General features: G+C 72.0%; 22 protein-coding genes and 2 pseudogenes. 10 read left to right on the forward strand and 14 right to left on the reverse strand.

Annotated elements, in window-relative coordinates:
- Positions 1 to 7: 7 nt before the first annotated feature.
- The 4 genes from ACOBQB_RS35510 to ACOBQB_RS35525 are packed head-to-tail and all read left to right on the forward strand — an operon-like array spanning position 8 to position 2,832.
- Positions 8 to 514 (forward strand): roadblock/LC7 domain-containing protein, encoded by a 507-nt coding sequence (locus ACOBQB_RS35510; protein ID WP_423597793.1) that lies wholly within the window; start codon positions 8 to 10, stop codon positions 512 to 514.
- The gene (locus ACOBQB_RS35515) at positions 511 to 930 is read left to right on the forward strand and encodes a DUF742 domain-containing protein (protein ID WP_423597795.1); all 420 of its coding nucleotides are present in this window, start codon (positions 511 to 513) and stop codon (positions 928 to 930) included. The genes ACOBQB_RS35510 and ACOBQB_RS35515 overlap by 4 nt, the downstream gene beginning before the upstream one ends.
- Positions 911 to 1,534 carry a GTP-binding protein gene (locus tag ACOBQB_RS35520; RefSeq protein ID WP_423597797.1) on the forward strand — a complete coding sequence of 208 codons (624 nt, stop codon included), beginning with the start codon at positions 911 to 913 and terminating at the stop codon, positions 1,532 to 1,534. The genes ACOBQB_RS35515 and ACOBQB_RS35520 overlap by 20 nt, the downstream gene beginning before the upstream one ends.
- 59 nt (positions 1,535 to 1,593) lie before the next feature.
- Positions 1,594 to 2,832: a styrene monooxygenase/indole monooxygenase family protein gene (locus ACOBQB_RS35525; RefSeq protein ID WP_423597799.1), complete on the forward strand. Its 1,239-nt coding sequence runs from the start codon at positions 1,594 to 1,596 to the stop codon at positions 2,830 to 2,832.
- Here ACOBQB_RS35525 and ACOBQB_RS35530 read toward each other — a convergent pair.
- The 4 genes from ACOBQB_RS35530 to ACOBQB_RS35545 form a co-directional block, all read right to left on the reverse strand.
- Entirely contained in the window at positions 2,802 to 3,971 is a 1,170-nt protein-coding gene (locus tag ACOBQB_RS35530) for an NlpC/P60 family protein (RefSeq protein ID WP_423597801.1), read from the reverse strand. The genes ACOBQB_RS35525 and ACOBQB_RS35530 overlap by 31 nt on opposite strands.
- 556 nt (positions 3,972 to 4,527) lie before the next feature.
- Positions 4,528 to 4,803, reverse strand: a complete 276-nt coding sequence (locus ACOBQB_RS35535) for a hypothetical protein (RefSeq protein ID WP_423597803.1) — start codon at positions 4,801 to 4,803, stop codon at positions 4,528 to 4,530.
- 24 nt (positions 4,804 to 4,827) lie between these two features.
- The gene (locus ACOBQB_RS35540) at positions 4,828 to 5,553 is read right to left on the reverse strand and encodes a TetR/AcrR family transcriptional regulator (protein ID WP_423597805.1); all 726 of its coding nucleotides are present in this window, start codon (positions 5,551 to 5,553) and stop codon (positions 4,828 to 4,830) included.
- 84 nt (positions 5,554 to 5,637) lie between these two features.
- Positions 5,638 to 6,576, reverse strand: coding sequence for an AurF N-oxygenase family protein (locus tag ACOBQB_RS35545; RefSeq protein WP_423597807.1), 939 nt, complete (start codon positions 6,574 to 6,576; stop codon positions 5,638 to 5,640).
- A gap of 138 nt (positions 6,577 to 6,714) precedes the next feature.
- Between ACOBQB_RS35545 and ACOBQB_RS35550 the strand changes: the two genes are divergently transcribed.
- Positions 6,715 to 7,824, forward strand: a complete 1,110-nt coding sequence (locus ACOBQB_RS35550) for a ferritin-like domain-containing protein (protein ID WP_423597809.1) — start codon at positions 6,715 to 6,717, stop codon at positions 7,822 to 7,824.
- Positions 7,825 to 7,925: 101 nt separating this feature from the next.
- Positions 7,926 to 8,522, forward strand: coding sequence for a Uma2 family endonuclease (locus ACOBQB_RS35555; RefSeq protein ID WP_423597811.1), 597 nt, complete (start codon positions 7,926 to 7,928; stop codon positions 8,520 to 8,522).
- On the opposite strand, the gene ACOBQB_RS35560 is transcribed toward ACOBQB_RS35555, so the two are convergent.
- The 7 genes from ACOBQB_RS35560 to ACOBQB_RS35590 form a co-directional block, all read right to left on the reverse strand.
- Positions 8,500 to 9,969, reverse strand: a complete 1,470-nt coding sequence (locus tag ACOBQB_RS35560; protein ID WP_423597813.1) for a peptidoglycan D,D-transpeptidase FtsI family protein — start codon at positions 9,967 to 9,969, stop codon at positions 8,500 to 8,502. The two genes, ACOBQB_RS35555 and ACOBQB_RS35560, sit on opposite strands and share 23 nt — an antisense overlap.
- Positions 9,966 to 11,330, reverse strand: a complete 1,365-nt coding sequence (locus ACOBQB_RS35565) for an FtsW/RodA/SpoVE family cell cycle protein (RefSeq protein ID WP_423597815.1) — start codon at positions 11,328 to 11,330, stop codon at positions 9,966 to 9,968. The genes ACOBQB_RS35560 and ACOBQB_RS35565 overlap by 4 nt, the downstream gene beginning before the upstream one ends.
- Before the next feature lie 87 nt (positions 11,331 to 11,417).
- Positions 11,418 to 11,831 (reverse strand): SH3 domain-containing protein, encoded by a 414-nt coding sequence (locus ACOBQB_RS35570; RefSeq protein WP_423597817.1) that lies wholly within the window; start codon positions 11,829 to 11,831, stop codon positions 11,418 to 11,420.
- A gap of 106 nt (positions 11,832 to 11,937) precedes the next feature.
- Positions 11,938 to 13,242 (reverse strand): ATP-binding protein, encoded by a 1,305-nt coding sequence (locus ACOBQB_RS35575; RefSeq protein WP_423597819.1) that lies wholly within the window; start codon positions 13,240 to 13,242, stop codon positions 11,938 to 11,940.
- An 11-nt stretch (positions 13,243 to 13,253) separates the two neighbouring features.
- The gene (locus tag ACOBQB_RS35580) at positions 13,254 to 13,976 is read right to left on the reverse strand and encodes a hypothetical protein (RefSeq protein WP_423597821.1); all 723 of its coding nucleotides are present in this window, start codon (positions 13,974 to 13,976) and stop codon (positions 13,254 to 13,256) included.
- Positions 13,977 to 14,030: 54 nt separating this feature from the next.
- Positions 14,031 to 14,624 (reverse strand): class F sortase, encoded by a 594-nt coding sequence (locus tag ACOBQB_RS35585; protein WP_423598975.1) that lies wholly within the window; start codon positions 14,622 to 14,624, stop codon positions 14,031 to 14,033.
- A gap of 152 nt (positions 14,625 to 14,776) precedes the next feature.
- Positions 14,777 to 15,274: a hypothetical protein gene (locus ACOBQB_RS35590; RefSeq protein ID WP_423597823.1), complete on the reverse strand. Its 498-nt coding sequence runs from the start codon at positions 15,272 to 15,274 to the stop codon at positions 14,777 to 14,779.
- Positions 15,275 to 15,525: 251 nt separating this feature from the next.
- Between ACOBQB_RS35590 and ACOBQB_RS35595 the strand changes: the two genes are divergently transcribed.
- Positions 15,526 to 16,335 carry a nuclease-related domain-containing protein gene (locus tag ACOBQB_RS35595; protein WP_423597825.1) on the forward strand — a complete coding sequence of 270 codons (810 nt, stop codon included), beginning with the start codon at positions 15,526 to 15,528 and terminating at the stop codon, positions 16,333 to 16,335.
- A gap of 47 nt (positions 16,336 to 16,382) precedes the next feature.
- Here ACOBQB_RS35595 and ACOBQB_RS35600 read toward each other — a convergent pair.
- The 3 genes and pseudogenes from ACOBQB_RS35600 to ligD form a co-directional block, all read right to left on the reverse strand.
- Positions 16,383 to 16,799: pseudogene (locus ACOBQB_RS35600) on the reverse strand (nuclear transport factor 2 family protein); the annotation flags it as partial.
- Between the two features lie 184 nt (positions 16,800 to 16,983).
- Positions 16,984 to 17,883: an ATP-dependent DNA ligase gene (locus ACOBQB_RS35605; RefSeq protein WP_423597827.1), complete on the reverse strand. Its 900-nt coding sequence runs from the start codon at positions 17,881 to 17,883 to the stop codon at positions 16,984 to 16,986.
- On the reverse strand, positions 17,880 to 18,776 hold the full coding sequence (ligD, locus tag ACOBQB_RS35610; protein WP_423597829.1) for a non-homologous end-joining DNA ligase: 897 nt from the start codon (positions 18,774 to 18,776) through the stop codon (positions 17,880 to 17,882). Before ligD ends, ACOBQB_RS35605 begins: the two co-directional genes overlap by 4 nt.
- A gap of 122 nt (positions 18,777 to 18,898) precedes the next feature.
- On the opposite strand from ligD, the pseudogene ACOBQB_RS35615 reads away from it, so the two are divergent.
- From ACOBQB_RS35615 to ACOBQB_RS35625, 3 genes and pseudogenes are all read left to right on the forward strand, one after another.
- Positions 18,899 to 20,114 (forward strand): annotated as a pseudogene (locus ACOBQB_RS35615) (Ku protein).
- Between the two features lie 277 nt (positions 20,115 to 20,391).
- A complete protein-coding gene (locus ACOBQB_RS35620) occupies positions 20,392 to 20,598 on the forward strand; it encodes an MbtH family protein (RefSeq protein WP_423597831.1) in 207 nt (68 codons plus the stop codon).
- A 91-nt stretch (positions 20,599 to 20,689) separates the two neighbouring features.
- A complete protein-coding gene (locus ACOBQB_RS35625; protein WP_423597833.1) occupies positions 20,690 to 22,066 on the forward strand; it encodes an MFS transporter in 1,377 nt (458 codons plus the stop codon).
- The last annotated feature ends 6 nt before the right edge of the window (positions 22,067 to 22,072 follow it).

The following is a 22,072-nucleotide window of genomic DNA, read 5'->3' on the forward strand; positions in this document are numbered from 1 at the left end:
TGCGCCCATGCGCACGCCCAGTTCTTCCGCCGGACCCGCCACGCCCGCTCCATACGGCCTGAGCAGTGAAGCCCGCAATCTGCACTGGCTGCTGACGAACCTCGTGGAGGAGGTGCCCGGGATCCTCTCCGTCGCGGTGGTCTCCTCCGACGGACTGCTGCTGCTCTCCTCCGACCCCGGGCGCAACGCCGAGCGCCCCGCCGCGAACACCGGCGGCCCCAAGGGATCCAGCGCCGACCTCGCCACCATCGTCTCGGGGCTCGGCTCCCTGACCATCGGCGCCGCCAAGCTGATGGACGGCGGAGGGATCAAGCAGACCGTGGTCGCGATGGCGGAGGGCAGCCTCTTCGTCATGTCGATCAGCGACGGCTCGCTGCTCGGCGTGCACGCCACCCCGGACTGCGACATGAGCGTCATCGCGTACCACATGGCGCTCTTCGTCGGCCGCGCCGGGCACGTCCTCACCCCCGAACTCCGCAGCGAGCTGCGCAAGTCGATGGAGAGCGCCCGATGAGCGGCAGCCGCAGCAATACGCCGAAGCTGCCGCAGCGCGGCGGCGACCGGAAACCCGCTCGCGTGCGCCCTTACTCCCTGACCGGCGGACGGACCCGGTTCGGCCACGTCCTGCTCGTCGAGACGTTCGTGGCGAGCAACCCCGAGCTGGAAGCGGCCGAGGAGCGCCTCGAACTGCCCAAGGGCAACCTCTCCCGCGTCATGCCGGAGATGCGAGCGATCGTCGAGATCTGCCGCCGCATGCGCACGGTCGCGGAGATCGCGGCCCTCCTCAAGATGCCGCTCGGCGTGGTCCGCGTACTCCTCAGCGACCTCGCCGATCAGGGAAAGATCCGCGTGTACGGTACGGGCCACGGCCCGGGCAAGCCCGACCGCGCACTGCTGGAAAGGGTGCTGAGTGGACTCCGCCGTCTCTGAACTCCTCGAACACGAACACGAGGGTCAGTTGCAGGCCTGGCAGACGGACAGGTCACGCGCCCCCATCGCCACGAAGATCGTGGTGGCGGGCGGCTTCGGCGTCGGCAAGACGACGCTGGTGACCGCCGTCTCCGAGATCACGCCCCTCCAGACGGAGGCGCTGATGACGCAGGCGAGCGCCGACACCGACGACCTGAGCGGCACGCCGGAGAAGACGACCACCACGGTCGCCATGGACTTCGGCCGCATCACGCTCGACGACGACCTGGTGCTGTACCTCTTCGGCACGCCGGGGCAGCAGCGCTTCTGGTTCATGTGGGACGACCTGGTGCGCGGCGCGATCGGCGCCGTCGTGCTCGCCGATACCCGCCGCCTGTCCGACTGCTTCCCGGCGCTCGACTACTTCGAGAGCTGCGGGTTGCCGTACATCGTGGCCGTCAACCACTTCGACGGCAGCGAGAGGTTCGAGGTGCCCGATGTGCGCGAGGCCCTCACGGTGCCGCCGCACATACCCGTGCTGATCATGGACGCGCGGCAGCGGATCTCGGTCATCGAGTCGCTGCTCGCCCTGGTGGGCCACGCGCTGGACGCCACCCCCGAGTAGCCGACGCCACCCCCCACAGCCTCAGCCTCTTTGAGTACGTACGTAGGAGAAGTGCCCCCATGCGGAAGATACTTGTCGTAGGAGCCGGTCAGTCCGGACTCCAGATCGCCCTCGGACTCCAGGCGCGGGGGTACGAGGTCACCTTGATGTCCAACCGCACGGCGGACGAGATCCGGTCCGGGCGGGTCATGTCCACCCAGTGCATGTTCCACACGGCGCTCCAGCACGAGCGCGACATCCAGGCGAACTTCTGGGAGTCGCAGGCCCCGAGGATCGAGGGCCTCGGCGTCTCGGTCGCCGGCCCCGACTCCTCCCGCGTCATCGACTGGGTCGGCAAGCTCGACGGCTACGCCCAGTCCGTCGACCAGCGCGTGAAGATGGCCGGCTGGATGGAGACGTTCGCCCAGCGCGGCGGCCAGCTCGTCATCCACGGCGCGGCGGTCTCCGACCTCGACTACTTCTCCCGCGCCTACGACCTGGTGCTCGTCTCGGCGGGCAAGGGCGAGCTGGTGTCGATGTTCGAGCGCGACGCGTCCCGCTCGCCGTTCACCGAGCCGCAGCGCGCCCTGTCGGTCGCGTACGTCCACGGGCTCGGCCCGCGCCCCGAGCATCCCGAGTTCGACGCGGTGCGCTGCAACCTCGTGCCCGGCGTCGGCGAGCTCTTCGTCATGCCGACGCTCACCACCTCCGGCCGTGCCGACATCCTCTTCTGGGAGGGCATCCCGGGCGGCCCCCTCGATGTCTTCCAGGGCGTCAAGGACCCGAGCGAGCACCTGGCGCTCACTCTCGAACTCCTGGAGAAGTTCCTGCCCTGGGAGTACGCGCGCGCCACGAAGGTCGAGCTGACCGACGCGGGCGGCACGCTGGCCGGGCGGTACGCCCCCACGGTCCGCAAGCCCATCGGGCGGCTGCCCGGCGGCGGCGCGGTCCTCGGCGTCGCGGACGTCGTCGTCGCCAACGACCCGATCACCGGGCAGGGCTCCAACTCGGCGTCCAAGTGCGCCGCCTCGTACATCTCCGCCATCGTCGAGCACGGCGACAAGCCGTTCGACGAGGCGTGGATGCAGTCGGCGTTCGACCGCTACTGGGACACCGCGCAGTGGGTCACCAAGTGGACCAACGCGATGCTGGGCGCCCCGCCGGAGCACGTCCTGAACATCCTCGGCGCGGCGGGGCAGCTCCAGCCGGTCGCCGACCGGTTCGCGAACGGCTTCAACGACCCGGCCGACTTCGAGAACTTCTTCTACGACCCGGACAAGGCCGCCGCCTACCTGGAGTCGGTCGCGTCCGGCGCCTGATCGCCGCCGTACCCCAGATCGCTGCCCGAGGTCGCCCCCTCGGGCAGCTCCGGCGGGGTGTAGCCGCTCAGGGGCCGGCTCTTGGGGTCGGGCCGGACCGCGCCGAGGACGGGGTTCGCCGCGATCGGTGACACCTTGACGCGGGCGCCGGGGCGCGGCGCGTGCACGACCCTCCCGTCGCCCAGGTACATCGCCACATGCGTGGCCTTCGGGAAGTAGACGACGAGGTCGCCGGGGCGCAGCTTCGACAGCGGGACGCGGCGCAGCTTCGCCCACTGCTCCTGGCTGGTCCGGGGGATCGCGCGGCCCGCGTGCCGCCAGGCCTTCGACGTCAGCCCCGAGCAGTCGTACGTGTCCGGGCCCGCGGTGCCCCATTCGTAGGGCCGCCCGATCTGGCGCACCGCGAAGTCGAGGGCCTTGTCGCCCCGCGGTGAGGGCGCGCGCGTGGCCGGGCTGCCGCCGAGGGCGCCGGACGCCACGAACTCCTCCTGGGCGCGGGCCGTCCCCGCGTCCTCCGCCGCCCGGAGCGCGGCGAGCTGGTCGGGGGTGAGCGCGGCGAGCAGTTCGTGGACCTCCTTGAGCCGGCCGCCGACCTCGTCCCGCTGCTTCTTCTGCCGGGCGGCCAGGGCGCTCTGGGCGGCCAGGGCCCGCCGCGCCGCGTCGGCCAGCTCCCGGGCCCTCTTCTCGCCGCCGGTCAGCCGCTCGATCGCGGCGGCCCGCCCGGCGGCGACCCGCTGGATGACGTGGCTCTGGTCGAGGGCGCGTTGCGGGTCGCGGGCGAGCAGTAGGCGTACGTAGGGGGAGAGGCCGGTGGCGCCCTGGTACTGCTGGCGGGCGAAGCGGCCCGCGTCGCCGCGGCTGTCGCGCAGCGAGGCGCGGGCCTGGATCAGCTTCCGGTTCAGGTCCGCCGCCTTGGCACGCTGCTCCTTGAGCTTCTCCTCGGTGGCGTTGTAGGTCTCCGTGGCCTCCTCGGCGGCTCGGTAGCGCTGCTGAAGGTCTGTCAGCAAGGCGCTGAGGGTGCGGCCTTCCGGTCGCGGGGCCGCGGGGGCCGCGGGGGCCGCGTGGGCGGGGGGTGCGGGCGTGCACAGGGCGCTCAGGGCGGCGCCTGTGCAGATCCAGCGCAGCAGCCGTGCTGACACGTCATCACCTCCGGTGCAGGGGCGGGACTTCCGCCGCGCGCATCGTGAGCGTGGGGGGTCAGCGGGGGGTGCGCCTCTCGGGGGTGGGCGGTCGGCGCAATGGGGTCACTCGTACGGGGGGTGGCGGTGTGGGGGGTTGTGTTTTGGGTGCGGGTGAGTGGGGGCTGGGTGCGCAGTTCCCCGCGCCCCTGAGGGGGGTGGGTTCTCTCGGTCGTGCGTGCGGGTGCGTCTCGGTTGAGCGCGCTCGCGCGGCGGAGCCGCATGTGTCACAGCCCCGCGCCCCTTACGGGGCGGTGGGTGGCGTGGGGTTGGGGGCGCTCGCGTGGCGGAGCCGCATGTGCCACGGTCCCGCGCCCCTTACGGGGCGGTGGGTGGCGTGGGGTTGGGCGCGCTCGCGTGGCGGAGCCGCATGTGCCACGGTCCCGCGCCCCTTACGGGGCGGTGGGTGGCCTGTGGTTGGGGGCGCTCGCGCGGCGGAGGCGCAGGTATCGCAGTCCCGCGCCCCTTACGGAGCCGCGCCCCTTACGGAGCCGCGCCCCTTACGGAGCCCCGCCCCTTACGGTCGGCCGCCCGGCTTGGACCACGGCCATTTCAGGCCGTCGTCCTTGGCGCCCTCGGGGTCGTACTCGTACTGCCACTTCGGGGTGAGGGTGAGGCGTTGGGCTGGCTTCGTGGGGGTGCGGCGGTAGACCAGGACGGTCGGGGGGCCGCCGGCGTCGTCCGGGACGGGGACGCGGTACACCTTCGGCGGGTGGCCGGTCGGGCCGAGCAGGACCGGGAGCACGCGGCCGTCCAGGGGGCCACCCACGAAGGGGGTCTCTTCGCTCTTCACACCACCAGTGTCACACCGAGGCCGTCACAGCAGGTGGCCCGCGTCGGCGACCACCGGCAGCACACGCCGCGCGAGGCCGCCCACGGGGCCCTCCGCCGTCTCCAGGTCCAGCGCCCGTCGCACGACCCGCGCCGTCTGCGGGTCGCGTCCCGCCGTCGTCACGAGCACCGCCATGAACTGTTCGACGAGCATGTCCCGCAGCTCGTCCAGCGGCGGCTGCTTCTCCTCGTCGAGCCAGATCAGCGACGCCGCCTCCACCGCGGTGATCCACATCCGTACGGTCATCCGCAGCCGGGGCCCCGGCTCCGGCACGTCCAGGTGGGTGAGGATGTGCTCGGCGGCGGCCCTGCGCACGCCGTCCACTATGGCGGTGGTCCGGGAGGTCTCCACCACGCTGCCGCCCTGGAGCAGCGCGCTGAACCCCGTGTCGTGCTCGTCGACGAACGCCAGGTACCGGTCGAGCGCCCGGGAGAGCCGCTGGGTGAGGGGGCCCTCGGGGGGCTCGGCGAAGCACTGCTCCAGCTCGTCGGCGGCAGACCGCAGCGCGGCCTCGTACAACTGCTGCTTGCCGCCCGGGAAGTAGCGGTACACGAGAGGCCGGGAGACCCCGGCCGCCTCGGCCACGTGGTCGAGGCTGACCTCATCGGGTGCGCGGTGCGCGAAGAGGGAGAGCGCGGACTCCAGGAGCTGCCGCCGCCGCGCTTCGACGCTCAGGCGGCGGTACGCGGGGCTGGTGGCTGGCGAGGTCATGCCTCGCAGCGTAACCGCCGCGCGTCCCGGAGGGGTGCGGGGAACTGCGCGGTCACCCGCACACGACCCGCGGCGAGCGAAGGGCTACGCCAGCAACCCCGACGACCTCCAGAGCCGCCGCCCGGGCCCCCGCATCACCCCGATGTCGTCCAGGAAATCCGTCAGTCGTTTCGCCCCGGTCTGCATGACCTCCCTGCGGTGTCCGCTCGCCTTCACCTGCGCCACGGCCTCGCGGCGGTCGAGCCCGACATCCGAGTACACCTTGGGGTTCACGAAGGCGAGCGAGAAGACCCGCGCGGCTTCGCCGCAGCTCAGCCGCGTCAACTCCCGCTCCCAGCGCGGCGCGGTCACCATCTGGCGCCGCAGCTCCTCGCGGGCGTACCGGACGTGGCGCGCCTCCTCGACGACGTGGATGCGGGTCACGCCGCGCACGATGGTCTGGACGCGCTCGTCCGGGAAGGTGAGCCGCTGCATCCAGTCGAGGATCTCCTCGCCGAGCAGCGTGCAGGCGAAGGAGCCGGGCGTGGTGGAGACCGTCTTGAGTATGCGCGCGAGGTTGTGGTTGAGGCGCGTGACGGGGTACGTCGGCGCCCCGCCCTTCTGGATCATGCGCGCGAACATCATGGAGTGCCGGCACTCGTCGGCTATCTCGGTCAGCGCGTACCGTACGTGCGCGCTGGTCACCGACTTGTCGTAGATGTGCCGCACGAGCAGCTGCATGAGGATGATCTCGAACCAGATGCCGAGCGAGGCCAGGGAGGCGGCCTCGTGCCGGGCCAGGTCCATCCGCTGTTCCTCGGACATCTGCTTCCACAGCGGGGTGCCGTAGAGCGAGACGAGCTCCGGCGGCCAGAACCACTTGCCCTCCTCTACGGGGGCGTCCCAGTCGAGTTCCCTGTCGGGGTCGAAGGAGTGCTTGGCGGAGGACTCCAGGAGCCGGACGGCCACCTGCTCCCGGTCCTTGAGCAGTCCGAGCGCGTCCCGCAGGCCCTGGAGTGAAACGTCTTCCGTCACGGTCGTCATGACTGTCCCTGCCTTGTCGCGGGTTACCGGCGGTATCACCGGCGGTCATCCACTTATGAGACTGCTTGTCAGCAAGGCCGTCAATCCCTCGCGCACGACTTGTTGACCCCTTGTCCAGCAGCGTGTGAGCCTGCCTCTATGTCGACGCACGAGCTTTACACCAGGCCCCCCGGCGAGCCCAACTGGCAGGTACCGTCGGCCGGTTCGGCTCGCTTCAGCTGGGAGTACGACGAGGGACGCGAGCGCCTCCTCGCCCTGTACCAGAAGGGCAAGGACAAGCAGTGGGACGGCGCCAGGCGCATCGACTGGGACCTGGAGGTCGACCCGCTCGACCCTCTCGGCACCCCCGACGAGTCGCTGTCGCTGTACGGCACGCCCCACTGGGCGAAGCTGACCGAGAAGGACAAGGGCGAGCTGCGCAAGCACTACGCCTCCTGGCAGTTCAGCCAGTTCCTCCACGGCGAGCAGGGCGCGATGGTGTGCGCGGCGCGCATCGTCGAGTCGGCGCCCGACCTGGACGCGAAGTTCTACTCCGCGACCCAGACCATGGACGAGGCGCGGCACGCCGAGATCTACGGCCGCTTCCTGCACGAGAAGATCGGGATGCTCTACCCGATCAACGACAACCTCCAGTCGCTGCTCGGCGACACCCTGCGCGACTCCCGCTGGGACATGCCCTACCTCGGCATGCAGGTCCTCATCGAGGGCTTGGCGCTTGCCGCCTTCGGCATGATCCGCGACACCACCGACAAGCCCCTGCCCAAGCAGATCCTCGCGTACGTCATGCAGGACGAGGCCCGCCATGTCGCCTTCGGGCGGATGGCGCTGCGCGACTACTACAAGCAGCTCACCGACGCGGAGCTGCGCGAGCGCGAGGAATTCGTCATCGAGGGCTGCTACTTGATGCGCGACCGGCTGCGCGGCGTCGAGGTCCTGGAGAACCTCGGCATCCCCAAGGCGCAGGCCGAGGAGTACAGCGAGCAGTCCGAGTTCCTCGCCCTCTTCCGGCAGCTGCTCTTCAGCCGCATCGTCCCCTGCGTCAAGGACATCGGCCTGTGGGGCAAGCGGCTCCAGCAGGCCTATGTGGACATGGGCGTCTTCGAACTGGGCGACGCCAACCTCGACCAGCTCATGGCCCAGGACGAGGAGATCGCCGAAAAACTGGACGCGGAACGCTTCGCCGCCGAGGAGGAGGAGCGCGTGGCGGAGGTGGAGGACGCGATCGCGGCGGGCGGGGCGGCGGACTGAGGCCAACGCGGCGCACGCGCGTCACTCGATGGGCGGGTGCTCAGGCGTTCCCGCTGGGTACGCTGGCCTCACCAGGCAAGGTCTGCCCCATGGGAGCGATCATGAGCGCCGCACGCGAGTACGGACTCGACGGTGAGTACAAGTGGCCTCGCCCGCCGGAGGGCGGCTGGACGGCGGACGACCTCGACGAGCTCCCGGATCTTCCTCCGCACACAGAGCTGCTCGACGGGAGCCTGGTCCTCGTGAGTCCGCAGACCGCCTTTCACATGCGTACGATCCGGCTGCTGGAGAACTCGCTGCTCGACCAGGCACCGGACGACTTCGACGTCTTCCGCGAGTTCACCATCACGCTGGACAGGCGCAACCGCCCTGAGCCCGACGTGCTGGTCACACGCGCCGGCGCGGACCTCGGGACCAAGGAGACGCGGCTGCTCCCGGAGGACGTCGTCGTCGCCGTCGAGGTCGTCTCCGAGGACTCCGAGGACCGCGACCGTGAGGTAAAGCCCCGCAAGTACGCCCAAGCGGGCATCGCCCACTACTGGCTCGTCGAACAGAACCGGGGTCTCCCGGTGGTGTACGTCTACGAGCTCGACCCGGTGGGCCGCGCCTACGGCCTGTCGGGCATCTTCCACGACCGGCTCAAGCTGACCGCGCCCTTCCCCCTCGACATCGACCTCACCGCGCTCCGCCGCCGCTGAGCGCCGCCTCCATCACCGCCTTCGCGACGGGGGCCGCGCTGCCGCCGCCGCTGATGTCGCCGCGGTCCGCCGACGCGTCCTCGACGACCACCGCGACCGCCACCGAGGGCTCGGGCTCCTCGCGGCCCTGCGCCCAGGAGACGAACCAGGCGTACGGCGTGCCGGAGTTGCCGATGCCGTGCTGGGCGGTGCCCGTCTTGCCGCCCACCGTCGCCCCCGGCACGGCGGCGTTGGCGCCGGTGCCCTTCTCGACGACCTGCGTCATCATCTCGCGCAGCCGCGCCGCCGTGCCGGGGTTCATCGCCTGCCGCAGGGTCCGCGGGCCCGAGGCGGCCACCACGTCACCGTCGTCCGTGGTCGTCCGCTCCACCAGGTAGGGCGCCTTGAGGGAGCCGCCGTTGGCGACGGCCGCCGCGACCAGCGCCATCTGGAGGGGCGTCGCCCGGGTCTCGTACTGGCCGATGGAGGAGAGCGCGAGCTGCGGCTTGTCCAGGGACGTGTCGAAACGGCTGGGGGAGGCGGGAGAAGGGATGCGCGGTCCGCTGTCGTCGAAGCCGAACTTCCGTGCGGTCTCCACCATCGGGCCGAGCCCCGTGTCGACGCCGAGCTTCGCGAAGACCGTGTTGCAGGACCACTGGAAGGCGAACCGCAGCGAGGCGTCGGCGCAGCCCTCCACCTCGTTGGTCAGCCGCGTGCGCGTGCCCGGCAGGGTGTAAGGGTCGGGGGACTTCGTCGGCGCGTCCGGGTCCTTCACCGCCCCCGACTCCAGCGCGGCGGCCGCCGTGACGACCTTGAACGTCGAACCGGGCGGATACGTCTGGCGGATCGCGCGGTTCAGCATCGGCTTCTCGGCCCCGCCGTTCAGCCTCGCCCACGCCCTCGCCACCGCCCGGCCGGTGCCCGAGAGCCGCTCGGGGTCGTAACTGGGCGTGCTGACCAGCGCGAGGATCTTCCCGGTGGACGGCTCGACCGCCGCCACGGCGCCCCGCTTGCCGCCCATCCCCGAGTAGGCGGCCCGCTGCACCGCCGCCTTGATGGTGGTCTCCACCTTGCCGCCGGGGTTCCGCGCGCGCGTGACGTCGTTCCACAGGGGGAGCGGGGCGAGCATCGGGTCGGTGCCGGAGAGGATGCCGTCCTCGGCGTTCTCCAGGAAGGTCGTGCCGTACACCTGCGAGGCGAAGCCGGTCACCGGGGCGTACAGCGGCCCGTTGTTGTACGTGCGTTCGTACCGCAGTTGCTCCCCGGTGTCCTTGGAACCGGTGATCGGACGCCCGTCGACCAGGATGTCGCCGCGCGGCTGCTCGAAGCGGGCGATGGCCGGCCGCCGGTTGGCGGAGTTCCCGTCCAGGGACGCGGAGTCGACGACCTGCACGCGGGTGGCGTTGACGAGCAGCGCGAGCAGCAGCAGCGCGCAGAAGGCGGAGGCGTGCCGCATGTACCGGGTCACCGGGGGTCCTCGCCGGCGAACTGGGCGCGGGCCGAGTCGCTGAGCCGGATGAGCAGCGCCACGATGATCCAGTTGGTGACGACGGACGAACCGCCCTGCGCGAGGAACGGCATCGCCATGCCGGTGAGCGGGATGAGCCCCATGACACCGCCGGCGATCACGAAGACCTGGAGCGCGATGATCGAGGCGAGCCCGATCGCGAGCAGCCGCCCGAAGGGGTCCCGCAGCGCGAGGCCCGCGCGGTAGCCGCGCTCGACGAGGAGGGCGTAGAGCAGGAAGATCGCGCAGAGCCCGGCGAGGCCGAGCTCCTCGCCCGCCGTCGCCAGGATGAAGTCGGACTTCGCGGCGAAGCCGATGAGGATGGAGTGGCCGAGCCCGAGCCCGGTGCCGAGCATCCCGCCGGCCGCGAAGGCGAAGAGGGACTGGGCGAGCTGGTTCGGTCCCTCGCCCGCGTCGATGGAGGCGAAGGGGTGCAGCCAGTCCTGGACGCGGCTGTGCACGTGTGGTTCGAGCGAGCCGACCGCGAAGGCGCCCAGCGCGGCGAGGAGCAGGCCGACCGCGATCCAGCCGATGCGGCCCGTGGCGACGTACAGCAGGATCACGAAGAGCCCGAAGAAGAGCAGCGAGGTGCCGAGGTCGCGCTCCAGGACGAGGACGCCGACGCTCAGCAGCCAGATGGTGACGATCGGGCCGAGGACGCGGCCGGTGGGCAGCTGGAGGCGCCGGAACCGCCACAGGGTGCGGCCCGTGCAGGCGAGCGCGTTGCGGTTGGCGGCGAGGTAGCTGGCGAAGAAGACCGCGAGGAGGACCTTGGCGAACTCGCCCGGCTGGATGGAGAGCCCGCCGAACCTGATCCAGATCCGGGCGCCGTTCACGGCGGGGAAGAAGATCGGCACGATCATCAGGACCAGCGCGGTGACCACCGAGAGGTAGGCGTACCGCTGGAGCACCCGGTGGTCGCGCAGGACGAGCACGGCGGCGATGAACAGCGCCACGCCGACGGTCGACCAGACCAGCTGGGCGGGCGCGGCCTCGTCGTGCGGGGTCTGAAGGTCGAGGCGGTAGATGAGCACCAGGCCGAGGCCGTTGAGGAGCACCGCGATGGGCAGCAGCAGCGGATCGGCGTACGGGGCGCGGAAGCGGACGGCGAGGTGCGCGAGGAGGGCGAGCACACCGAGCCCGGCGCCGTAACCGGCGGCGCCGGGCGGGACGGTGCCGTTCTTCGCGAGACCGACGGCGCAGTAGCCGTACACGCAGAGCAGGACGGCGACGACGAGCAGGGCGAGCTCCGTGCCGCGGCGCCGCGGGACGCGGACGGCGGGGACCGCGGGGGATGCGGTGCCCACTCCTGTTCCGGTCATGCCGGGAACGTAGCAAGCAACGCGCCCTGAAGTCCGCTTATGCCGTATATGTCGACTGACGTGGCCGTGTGGTGCGGCGGCGCGGCGTCAGCACCAGCGCGGTGCCTTCCCGATGTTGGCGATGTAGTTCGCCGACCCCCAGGCCCAGGTCCCGTCGGTGAGCAGGTACCAGTGGTTGGTGCGGCCCACGCGGTCGCCCTTCGTCTTGCAGTAGATGGTGACGACCTTGCCGTGGGGCTCGCTGCGGACCACGCGGCTGCCGCGGCGGGGCGAGTCGCGGAGCAGGAGTCCGCTCTTGGCGGTCACGCGGCCCTTGTAGACGGGGGCTTTGTAGTCGGTGACGGGTGCTCTGTGATCGGTGGCGGGTGCTTTGTGGTCGGTGACGCGTCCCTTGTGGTCGGGGTCGTCCTGGGCGGCGGCGGGGCCGGAAAGGCCGAGCGTGGCGAGGGCGCCGGCGGCGGCGAGTACGCCGAGCCGGGTGGCGGTGGTCCGCGGGGACATGGGGCCTCCTCGGGAGGAAGGGAAAGAGGGCGCGGGCGTGCGGCTTCTGATGAGTGCTCAAAGGCCGCACATCACAGTAAAAGCGGCACTTTGGGCGCGCGCACGCTCACGTGGTGCTTTCGGGCCCGTCCGCCTCGTCCTCGGCGGGGCACTCGTCGAACGGCAGCCGCAGCGTCGCCACCGCCCCGCCGTCCGGGGCGTTGGTGAAGGTCAGCCGGGCGCCGAGAACCGCCGTCTGGCCGAGCGCGATGGTCAGCCCGAGGCCGTGGCCCTTGCTCGTGCCCTCGGTGCGGAAGCGCTGCGGACCGTGCTCCACCAGGTAGTCGGGGTAGCCGTCGCCGTGGTCCCGCACCGTCACGACCGGCCCGTCGACCGTCACCACCACCGGCGCCCGGCCGTGCTTGAGCGCGTTGGCGACCAGATTGCCGAGCACCCGCTCCAGGCGCCGCCGGTCGGTCTCCACGCACACGTCGTGGACGACGACCAGCTCCGTGCCCTCGCCGGAACCCCGCACCACACGCTCCGCCAACGGGGCGAGCTGATGGGCGTCCAGATCCACGCGCTCGCTCTTCGCGTCGAGCCGCGAGATCTCCAGGAGGTCCTCGGTCAGCGTGCGCAGCGCGGCCACCCGGTCCCGCACCAGCTCGGTGGGGCGCCCCGGCTCAAGGAGTTCGGCCGCCGCGTGCAGGCCGGTCAGCGGCGTCCGCAGCTCGTGCGCCACGTCGGCGGTGAACCGCTGCTCGCTCAGCAGCTTGCCCTGGAGCGAGGACGCCATGGTGTCCAGCGCCCCGGCGACCGCGGCCACCTCGTCCTGGCGGCGCGCGGGGTCCTTGGTGCGCGGGTCGTTGACGCGCGCGTCGAGGTCGCCGGCGCTGATCCGCCGGGCGACCTGCGCCGTCTGGTGCAGCCGCCGGGTCACCCGCGTCACGGCGAACGCGCCGACCAGCAGCGTCGCCCCGATCGCGAGCACGGAGGAGCCGAGGATCGCCCGGTCGAGCCCGTCGATGGTCCGGGCGCCCTGCGCGTAGTCGACCTGGACGGCGATGGCGCGGCCCCCGGCGGCGGGCCCCGCCGCCCACATCGTCGGCCGGGAGTCGTGGGCGGCGACCATCGTGCCGCGCTCCCCGCTCAGCGCCAGCTCACGCAGCGGCCCGGGCAGGCCCTCGGGGTCGACGCCCGCGCCGAAGCCGAGGCGGTCGCCCGCCTCGTAGCGCTCGGTGACCTCCGTCAGCCGGTCGAGGGCCCGCTCCCTGGCCTGCCCGACGGTCTGGTTGGTCACCGAGACGTGCACGAGCATGCCGAGCAGCGCGGCCAGCGCGCAGCACATCACGGTGATGAAGACGGCCGCCTTCCAGGTGAGCGTCGCCGTCCACGCGGGAAGCCGCGGCCCGCGCGGCCGGTGCCGGATCATCGTCCCCCGCATCATCGTCCCCCGCTCTCGGAAGGGGCCGGGCGGGGAGCCTTCGGCCGGGGCGCGTCCGAGGAGCGCACGATCTCGTCCCGCTTCGGCAGCATCGTCTTCTGGTGCGCGTCCCAGGACCAGACCGTGTGGTACTCGTACCCCGGCAGGCTGGAGACGGCGCGGATGATCAGGTCGCGCCCGGCCAGTTCCACACCGAGCACGGCGTCGCTCATCTCCATGATCTGCGTCAGCCGCCGGTTCTGTTCGGCGTAGACGCGGATGTCGAGGTTGTCGTCGGGTGTCGAGACGCCGACGATCAGGTCGTCCGCGCCGTCACCGGTCAGATCGCGGTAGTACGCCTTGAGGACCGGGCACCGCTCCTGCGCGCCGGAGTCCTCCTCGGCGCAGTCCTCCAGCCGCGCGACGGTCTCCTCGTACACGGAGTCCGAGGTGTCGTACGTCCCGGGGTTCTGGTCGAAGTCCGCGCGGACCACGTCGGCCGGGTTCACCTTGCGCAGGTCACCGCCGGGGACCTCGACGCCTTTGACGCGCACGCTCTCTATGGCGCCGTAGTCCTCGGCGGGCGCGGACGGGGGCGGCAGGTCGGGCCACAGGTGCGTGGGGCCCTGGGCGCTGGGGGTCGCACCGGCGCCGCGCAGCCCGCCCGGGTCGCCGCAGCCGCCCGCCAGGGCCGCGGCGAGCGCGGCGAAGGCGGCGGCGAGCGCGAGCCGGCTGCGGTTCACTGCACTCCTGCCTGCCGCGGGTGCGGCCTGTCGTCACGGCGGCCGGCCGTAGGTTCAGGAGACCAGGTCGGCGTAGAGGATGATGTTGTCAGACCGGTGGCCGCCGACGATCGGCCCACCGCAGGTGAGCAGGCGCAACTCGGGCCGCCTGGTCGCCCCGTACACCTTATGGGTGGGGAAGTCCTTCTTGTCCACCTGCTGGATCTCCCGCACCCTGAACCTCGCCGTGCTGCCGTCCGCGCGCGGTACCTCAATGGCGTCGCCCACGTCGATCTTCGCGACGTCCCGCATCAGCGCCGGGCCGTTCACCGTGTCGTAGTGCGCGACGATCACGGCGGCCCCCTTCTCGCCGGGCGTGACCGAGCCCGTCCACCAGCCGGGCTTCTCCGCCTTGGCCACCGGCGGCACCTCAAGTTCCTGGTCCGCGCCGAGGCCGAGGTGGAGCATCGACGTCGCGTCGACGCCCGCCGCGGGGATACGCAGACCGGTCGGCTCGGAGGCCTTCAGCGGGGCCGAGGCCTGCTGGGCCCGCGTCGTGGCGGCGTTGTTCACCTTGACGTCGGGGGCGGTGCCGCCGGTGCCGCCGCCCTGGCCGCAGGCGATCAGGGCGATGCCGAGGGCGGCGGTCAGGGCCGAGGCGACGGCGATGCGGGTGCTGTGACGGCGCGGGTCGGGGCCGGGCTGGACGCCGGGGGAACGGTGTGGGTCCGGGCCGGGCTCGGCGGTGGGGGAGGTGTGCACGGGGGGCTCCTCTTGCGGGAGGGGGGCGGAGGGGGCGGGAGGGGAAGGCGGGGTCCGGGTCAGGCGTCCGTGCGGCCGCGGCGCAGCATCGCGTAGCCGAGACCCGCGGCGCCGGCCGCCGCCATGCCGCCGCCCGCGGCGAGGAACGCGGGGTTGCCCGCGCCCCGAGCCCCGTCGGCCCCGGCGCCGACGCCACCGCGCGGGGTGGCGGTCGCGGCACCGTCCCCGCCGTCGAGATGCGTGACGCCGATGTGTCCGTTGGACGGGTACAGCTCGTACCGCACGCCGCTCTCGGTCACCGTGGGGTGCCGGGCGGAGAGGGTGGCGATCTGCTGGTCCCCCACCGAGAGCGTCGCGACATAGGCGCCGTCACGGTTGCGCACCTCGGCCTTCGCGCCGTGGCCCAGCGTGACCGTGACCTCGTGGCCCCCCGCCGCCCCCGGTTTCGGGTCCGGCGCCGGCGCGCCCGCGAAGGCCCCGGCGGCCGGCGCGAGCAGCACACCGCCGACGAGCGCGGTGACGGCGGCGGCGTGGAGGGCGTGGCGGCGGGTGCTCACGGGGCGTTCCTTCGGTCGGTCTGCTGGTCCGGGCGGATGCCACCGAAGCTAGACGTCCGCCATTGCGGCCCTCCCTCGGCTGTGTAACAGCGCGCCATACCTGTGCGGGCGGTGTGGTTACGGGAGCGGGGCGAGTCCCGTCCGGGGGCACGGGTGGCGGGCGGGTTCCGTCCGGTACGGGGCCGGGACCGGGGCCGGGTTATTGCCCTGGCGGCCCGTCGGCTGGTCCCATGGTCGGGGGGTGATGCGGCATGAGCGGCCTGCGCGTCGTACCGGCCTGGCGGCACGGGCAGGAGCGGTTGTACGTCTGTCGCGCGGGCGGCGGGAACGTCGCCTGGTACGACCGGGACACCGCCCGGGTGAACCTGCTCAGCGAGGATGACGAGGCGGAGGTCCTGCGGGTCCTCGCGCCGTTCCTCGTCGGCGACGTCACGGTGGGCCCACCGCCGGTCCCCACCCCCGCCGACCTGGCCCGGCTCGCCCTGCACCCCGATGACGACCTCGCCCCGAACCGCCCCGGCGAGGCCCTCCACATCGCCCTGGAGCGCGACCCGGCACCCGCGCGCAGGCTGCGCGCCGACCCCCGGCACCGCGCGCTCGCCGCGGAACAGGCGGTCGGCGGCGCCCTGGACGGCCTGGCAGGCGCGGGCTGGCGCACGCTGCACTCGCTGCCGCTGCCCGGCGGGGCCCGCATCCAGCACCTGCTGATCGGCCCCGGCGGCCTGTTCTGCGTGGCCGCCCTCGCCGTCCGCAAGCAGCGCGTGCGCATCGCCGACCCGATGGTGACCGTGGGCCGCCGCGAGCCCGTCCCGCTGCTGCGCACGCTCCGCTCCGCCGCGAGCCGCGCCTCGTTCGCGCTCACGGCGGAGGTCCGCCCCGTCCTGGCGCTGGCCGGAACAGCGGCGGCGGACCTGGGCCCGCCGGGGTCCCCTCGCGACGTACGGGTGCTGCGCGAGGGGGAGCTGCCGGCGCTGGCCCGCCTGGGCGGCGTACTGAAACCGGCCGATGTGGAGGCGCTGCACGCCCTGGCCAGGGACCGCCACACCTGGCGGCGGGCCTGAACCGCCGTCACCGGTGGCTCAGCCGCCACCCGTGGCTCAGAGGTTGTCCCCCAGCCGCCCTGGATCATGGTCTGGAAGGCCCATGCCCCGCCGCGCCTGATCAGGATGTCGGCGTAGCGCAGCCGCTGTGTCCCGCCGCCCGCCGTCATCACCGAGTCGGTGAAGACGACGGCCATCGCGGGGGAGAGGAAGACGGGCGTGCGCGTGGACTCGAAGGTGATGTCCTCGCCGCCCTCCCCCATCACGTGGGTCATCGTCCGGACGAACCGCTCCCGGTCCCACTGCGCGGCCCGGCCGTCGCCCGCGGAGTCGTCGCTGACCAGGTTGAGCGGGAAGACGGCCAGGTCGGCCATGCGCTCCACGTCGCGCTTCGCGCTGTGCGCGTCGTACTCGGCGAACCAGGCGTCCAGGCTCGCGCGGTCCTCGGGGGTCGGCACGTATCCGGTCTCGGGCAGAAAGGTCACGCGTTCTCCTCGCACAGGCTCATCAAGTTTGACTACTGACCAGGACGGTATGCCTCGGGAGCGTGCTAGTCAAACTTGATCAGACGTGATGCCGGTCACAGGAGCCGGTCGCAGCGGCGGTGGCAGCGGGGGGCCTGTGGCGCCGGGCCGGTCCGAGGCCTGCTCGGCGAAACCGGGCGCCCGCTCAACGGAACCGGACCACCACCGCCGTCGCGTGCCGCGTCGTGTTCTGCCGGACCTCGACCATCACCACCGGCTCCGCGGGCAGCGCCGCGTACGTCAGGTCCCCGATGCCGATCGCGGTCGCCACCCCCTCGCCCACCGGCTCCGGCAGCGCCTGCGCGGCCGCCGACCGCACCGCCGGGGACAGCGGGGACGACACCACCGGGGTGCCGTCCCCCGGCAGGGCCAGGACCAGCGCCTGGGGGCGGGCGGGGTTCCCGGTGCAGCCGACCACCACGGCGTCCCGGGTGTCGCTGTGCCGCAGCTTCAGCCACGCGCGCGTGCCGCCCCGGTACGCCGCGTCGAGCCGCTTGATCACCAGCCCCTCGACCCCGGTCGCCGGCAGCGTCTCGTACCAGGTCAGGGCGAGGCCCCGGTCGGTCGTCGACGGCACCGCCTGGAGCGGCGGCCCCCAGGGCGCGAGCAGCCGTACGAGACGCGCGCGCCGCTCCGCGTACGGCAGCCGGCGGCAGTCCTCGCCGCCCTCCGCGAGCAGGTCGAAGGCGGCGTACGAGGCGGGCAGGGTGCGCGCGAGGACGCCCGCACGCGCGCGCGTGGCCGCCGCCCGCTGCTGCACGGCGGCGAAGTCGATGCGCCCGCCGGACCACACCACGACCTCACCGTCGAGCACGGTGCCCTCGGGCAGCCGGGCCGCGGCCTCGGCGAGGTCGGGGAAGGCGCTGGTGACGGTCCGTCCGGAGCGGGCCTGGAGGGTGACGTTGCCTCCCTCGCCCCGGAGGACGACCATGCGGTGGCCGTCGAACTTGGGCTCGTACGCCCAGCCGCCGCCCTCCGGCAGCGCGCTGACCGCCTCCGCGAGGGCGACCCGTACGGGCTGCTGGACGGGCTGCCGGACGTTCATCGCGCGGCCCTGGCGGGCAGGGGTCTGGCCTGGTCGAGGGTGATGAGGGGGCCGAGCAGGTCACCGTGGTTCCGCAGCCGGGGCGCGATGTCGCCCGCGGTGAAGACGAGCTGCTCCGGCTCCTCGCAGGTCTCGACCTCCTCCCAGGTCACAGGGGTGGAGACGGTCGGCTCGGTGCGGGCCCGCAGGGTGTAGGGCGCGGCGGTCGTCTTCGCGGCGGCGTTCTGGCTGAAGTCGACGAAGACCTTGCCCGGCCGCAGGCTCCGCGTCATGCGGTGCACGACGAGCGAGGGCATCTCCTGCTCCGCCTCGACGGCCAGGGTCTTGGCGTACGCGCTGACCTGTTCGGAGGGCGTCGGTTCCAGCGGGACGAGCAGATGGAGGCCCTTGCTCCCGGAGGTCTTCGCGTACACGTGGAAGCCGTCGGCCGTCAGCCGCTCGCGCAGCCAGAGCGCGGCCCGGCAGCATTCGACGACGGTCGCGGGCGGGCCGGGGTCCAGGTCGAGGACCAGCCGGTCGGCCCGCGCCGGGGCGTCGGCCCGCCACTGCGGCGTGTGGAACTCGGTCACCAGATTGGCCGACCACATCAGCGACGGCAGGTCCTGTACGAGGATCTGGCGCGTCGGCCCCTCGGAGCGCGGCACCTCGGCGGTCCGCACCCATTCGGGGGTGCCCGGCAGCACGTTCTTGGTGAAGAAGCGCTGGCCGTCGGGTCCGTCGGGATAGCGCAGGAAGGACAGGGGCCGGTCCACGAGGTGCGGGAGGAGGGCGTCGGCCGTGCTGGCGTAGTAGTGCAGCACCTCGCCCTTGGTGAAGCCGCTCGCGGGATAGATGACCTTGTCCAGGTTGCTGAGCGAGATCCGTCGCCCCTCCACCTCTGTGATCGGCGTCATACGATGAGGCTCCCATAAAACACGCATAACGCTCGCAATGCTCACAAGTGATCAGAGCGCACAAAGCGTGCAGAATCGGATGAAACGCGCATATTGCCATCCCCCAGTGAGAGGTCCCGGACGTGCGATCCATATGGAACGGTGCGATCTCCTTCGGTCTGGTCAGCATCCCGATCAAGCTCGTGAACGCCACGGAGAACCACTCGGTCTCCTTCCGCCAGATCCACACGGAGGACGGCGGCAGGATCCGCTACCGCAAGGTGTGCGAGCTGGAGGAGCGCGAGGTGACCTCGGCGGAGATCGGCAAAGGGTACGAGGACGCGGACGGCTCGATCATCCCGATCACGGATGAGGACCTGGCCGCACTGCCGATCCCGACGGCCAAGACGATCGAGATCGTCGCCTTCGTCCCCGAGGACCGCATCGACCCGCTCCAGATCGACGCGGCGTACTACCTCTCGGCGAACGGCGTCCCCGCCGCCAAGCCCTACACGCTGCTGCGCGAGGCCCTCAAGCGGAGCCAGAAGGTGGCCATCGCCAAGTACGCGCTCCGCGGCCGGGAGCGGCTCGGCATGCTGCGCGTGGTCGACGACGTGATCGCCATGCACGGGCTGCTGTGGCCGGACGAGATCCGGCAGCCGGAGGGCGTGGCCCCGGAGGCCGAGGTCACGGTCCGCGAGGCCGAACTCGACCTGGCGGACGCCCTGATGGACACGCTCGGCGAGGTCGATATGTCCACGCTCCACGACGACTACCGCGCGGCGGTCGAGGAACTCATCGCCACGAAGGTCGAGGGCGGGGCTCCCGCCGAGAAGGCCCCGGCCGGCGAGGCGGGCGGCGGCAAGGTCATCGACCTGATGGCCGCCCTGGAGAGCAGCGTCCGGGCGGCCCGCACCGCCCGGGGAGGCCACCGACTCCGACGCGTCCACCGGGTCCGGTGCGGCGGCCGGGGAGGAGGCGGAGGTCACCCGGCTCGGGGACCGCCGCGCCAAGAAGGCCGCGTCGTCCGCGTCGTCTTCATCGTCTTCCTCCTCTTCGCGCAGGACGGCTTCGGCGCGTGGGTCCGTGCCCCCGGCCCCCAAGGAGGTCGGAGGCAAGAAGTCGACGTCGACCGCGGCGAAGAAGAAGGACGCTCCCGCCAAGAAGACGGCGACGAAGTCCACGGCGACGGCCCGCAAATCGACGGCGGGGAAGGCCGATGCGGGCAAGGCGACCGCGGGCAGGACGGCGGCCAAGACCGCGGCCAAGACCGCGGCCAAGACCGCGGCCAAGAAGACGGCTCAGAAGAAGACGGACCCGGCGAAGAAGGCCACGGCGAAGCGCCGCGCGTCGGCGTGAAGAGGTGAGCGGCCGTTCCGGTTACCGCCCGCGGTTGACGCGGGAGGGCAAATTGCAAAGTTCGGCCGGCGACTGGAGCGGCCCTGGAGTGGCCCTTGACGGGGAGCTTCGTGAACAAGTCGTATAAGCCCCCGGCTGAATACGGTCAAACCGCACTCTCTCGCCCTTACGGAGCCTGTGATCTGCCTCACAATCGCTTGATGGAATTAGATATTCCGCGCAATGATCACTGCGGACACAATGGGATTCTTTAGAATTTCCGGGGGGTTTGCGGTATATGGTCGGCAATCCATTAGAAGGCGATGGTGCGCAATACCTGGTGCTCGTGAATGACGAGAATCAGCACACCCTCTGGCCCGTCGGACCCGATATCCCGGCCGGCTGGGCCGTCGTACAAGAGGCGAGTTCACGGGCTGATTCCCTGGTCCACGTAGAGGAACACTGGACCGGTAGGCGTCCGGCGAGCCTGATATCCGGCCCCTGACGTGGGCGATCGCGAAAAGGTGACGGGGAAAGTGGCGCCGCGGGGCGGGGAAAAGCAGGAGGCGGGCCGTTTCCGTGGTGCCGGGCCCTTAATGCTCGTCTGGTCGGGACAGGCCGTCTCACTGGTCGGAAGCGCCGTTCTCAGATTCGCTTTCATCATCGAGGTGTGGTCCACGGGAGAGCAGGCGTCCGCCGTCACCGCGCTGTCTCTCTGCGCCGTGCTTCCGCAGGCGCTGTTCAGCCCATTTGCGGGCGCGATCATCGACCGCATTCGTAAGCGGTCGGCGCTCCAGATCGCGGACGCGGGCGGAATTCTGGCCGTCGGCCTGCTCACCCTCGTGCACTTCTTCGGCGGCGGCCTGGAGCCGTGGCAGGTCTACCCCGCCACCGTGCTGCTCGGCATCTCCGCCGCCTTCCAGCTGCCCGCGCTCACCGCCGCCGTCCCGCTGCTGGTCCGCAAGGACCAACTGGGCCGCGCCAACGGTCTGCTGGCGGGTGCCCGCAGCGCCGCGGGCATCTGCGGCCCGGCGCTCGGCGGCATCATGATCGCCCTGAGCGGGATCGGCGCCATCCTCGTCATCGACCTGGCCAGCTACGCCTTCGCGCTGATCGGCATACGCGTCGCGCGGATGCGGGGCGACAAGGTCCCCGAGGGTGCGGGCGCCCCGCGTACGAAGATCACCGCCGAGGCCGTCGAGGGCATGCGCTACCTCTTCCGGCAGGCGAGCCTGCGCGACATGACCGTGAACTTCTGCACGGTCAACCTCGTCATGGTCTTCGGCTTCGCCGTCGTCCAGCCCATGGTCCTGCTCAAGTCGGGCAACGGCGCGCTCGCCGCCGTGAACAGCGCGATCGGAGTCGGCGGAGTCGTCGGCGGCCTGGCGATGGCCGCGTGGGGCGGCCCCAAGAACCGCGGCCGCGGCATGATGCTCGGCATCCTCGGCATGTGCCTGTCGGCGCAGATCGGCATGTCCCTGGTCGGCGGAGTCGTCGGCTGGTGCGCGGCCATGCTGGTCGGCGCGGTGCTCATGACCGTCGTCAACGCCTCGATGCAGTCGATCGTGCAGACCAAGGTGCCCCACGAGTGGCAGGGCCGGGTCTTCGGCGCGGTGATGTTCCTGTCGCAGATCTCCGGGCCACTGGCCATGGCGTTCTCCGGGCCGCTCGCCGACGGCCTCTTCGAGCCGCAGGCCGCCGACGGGACCGGCGTCTTCGTGCTCCTCGGCCCGCTGTTCGACGACGCCCCGGGCAGCGGCATGGCGGCGATGCTCTTCCTCGCCGGCGTCGCGGGCGTCGCGGTCGCGCTCTGGGGCCTGGCGAGCCGCTCGATCCGGGACATCGACGTACTACTGCCGGACATCGACGGCGACGCCGACGACGGGGCGGGGGCAGGGGCAGGGGCGGGGGCAGGGGCTGAGCGCAAGGGCGGTGGGGAGAGGGATGAGAAGGACGACGCGGTCCGTGCGTGACCTCTG

It is taken from the genome of Streptomyces sp. G5(2025) (genome assembly GCF_049542075.1).
In the GTDB taxonomy this organism is placed as follows: Bacteria; Actinomycetota; Actinomycetes; order Streptomycetales; family Streptomycetaceae; genus Streptomyces.

Excerpts from the sequence above, each read along its gene's own strand:
- ACOBQB_RS35625 (WP_423597833.1), top strand. The coding sequence starts at position 20,690 with ATGCTCGTCTGGTCGGGACAGGCCGTCTCACTGGTCGGAAGCGCCGTT.
- ACOBQB_RS35570 (WP_423597817.1), bottom strand. The coding sequence starts at position 11,831 with ATGTCCCCGCGGACCACCGCCACCCGGCTCGGCGTACTCGCCGCCGCC.
- ACOBQB_RS35525 (WP_423597799.1), top strand. The coding sequence starts at position 1,594 with ATGCGGAAGATACTTGTCGTAGGAGCCGGTCAGTCCGGACTCCAGATC.
- ACOBQB_RS35595 (WP_423597825.1), top strand. The coding sequence starts at position 15,526 with ATGAGCGGCCTGCGCGTCGTACCGGCCTGGCGGCACGGGCAGGAGCGG.
- ACOBQB_RS35550 (WP_423597809.1), top strand. The coding sequence starts at position 6,715 with ATGTCGACGCACGAGCTTTACACCAGGCCCCCCGGCGAGCCCAACTGG.
- ACOBQB_RS35555 (WP_423597811.1), top strand. The coding sequence starts at position 7,926 with ATGAGCGCCGCACGCGAGTACGGACTCGACGGTGAGTACAAGTGGCCT.
- ACOBQB_RS35545 (WP_423597807.1), bottom strand. The coding sequence starts at position 6,576 with ATGACGACCGTGACGGAAGACGTTTCACTCCAGGGCCTGCGGGACGCG.
- ACOBQB_RS35515 (WP_423597795.1), top strand. The coding sequence starts at position 511 with ATGAGCGGCAGCCGCAGCAATACGCCGAAGCTGCCGCAGCGCGGCGGC.
- ACOBQB_RS35565 (WP_423597815.1), bottom strand. The coding sequence starts at position 11,330 with ATGACCGGAACAGGAGTGGGCACCGCATCCCCCGCGGTCCCCGCCGTC.
- ligD (WP_423597829.1), bottom strand. The coding sequence starts at position 18,776 with ATGACGCCGATCACAGAGGTGGAGGGGCGACGGATCTCGCTCAGCAAC.
- ACOBQB_RS35620 (WP_423597831.1), top strand. The coding sequence starts at position 20,392 with ATGGTCGGCAATCCATTAGAAGGCGATGGTGCGCAATACCTGGTGCTC.
- ACOBQB_RS35540 (WP_423597805.1), bottom strand. The coding sequence starts at position 5,553 with ATGACCTCGCCAGCCACCAGCCCCGCGTACCGCCGCCTGAGCGTCGAA.
- ACOBQB_RS35575 (WP_423597819.1), bottom strand. The coding sequence starts at position 13,242 with ATGATCCGGCACCGGCCGCGCGGGCCGCGGCTTCCCGCGTGGACGGCG.
- ACOBQB_RS35605 (WP_423597827.1), bottom strand. The coding sequence starts at position 17,883 with ATGAACGTCCGGCAGCCCGTCCAGCAGCCCGTACGGGTCGCCCTCGCG.
- ACOBQB_RS35510 (WP_423597793.1), top strand. The coding sequence starts at position 8 with ATGCGCACGCCCAGTTCTTCCGCCGGACCCGCCACGCCCGCTCCATAC.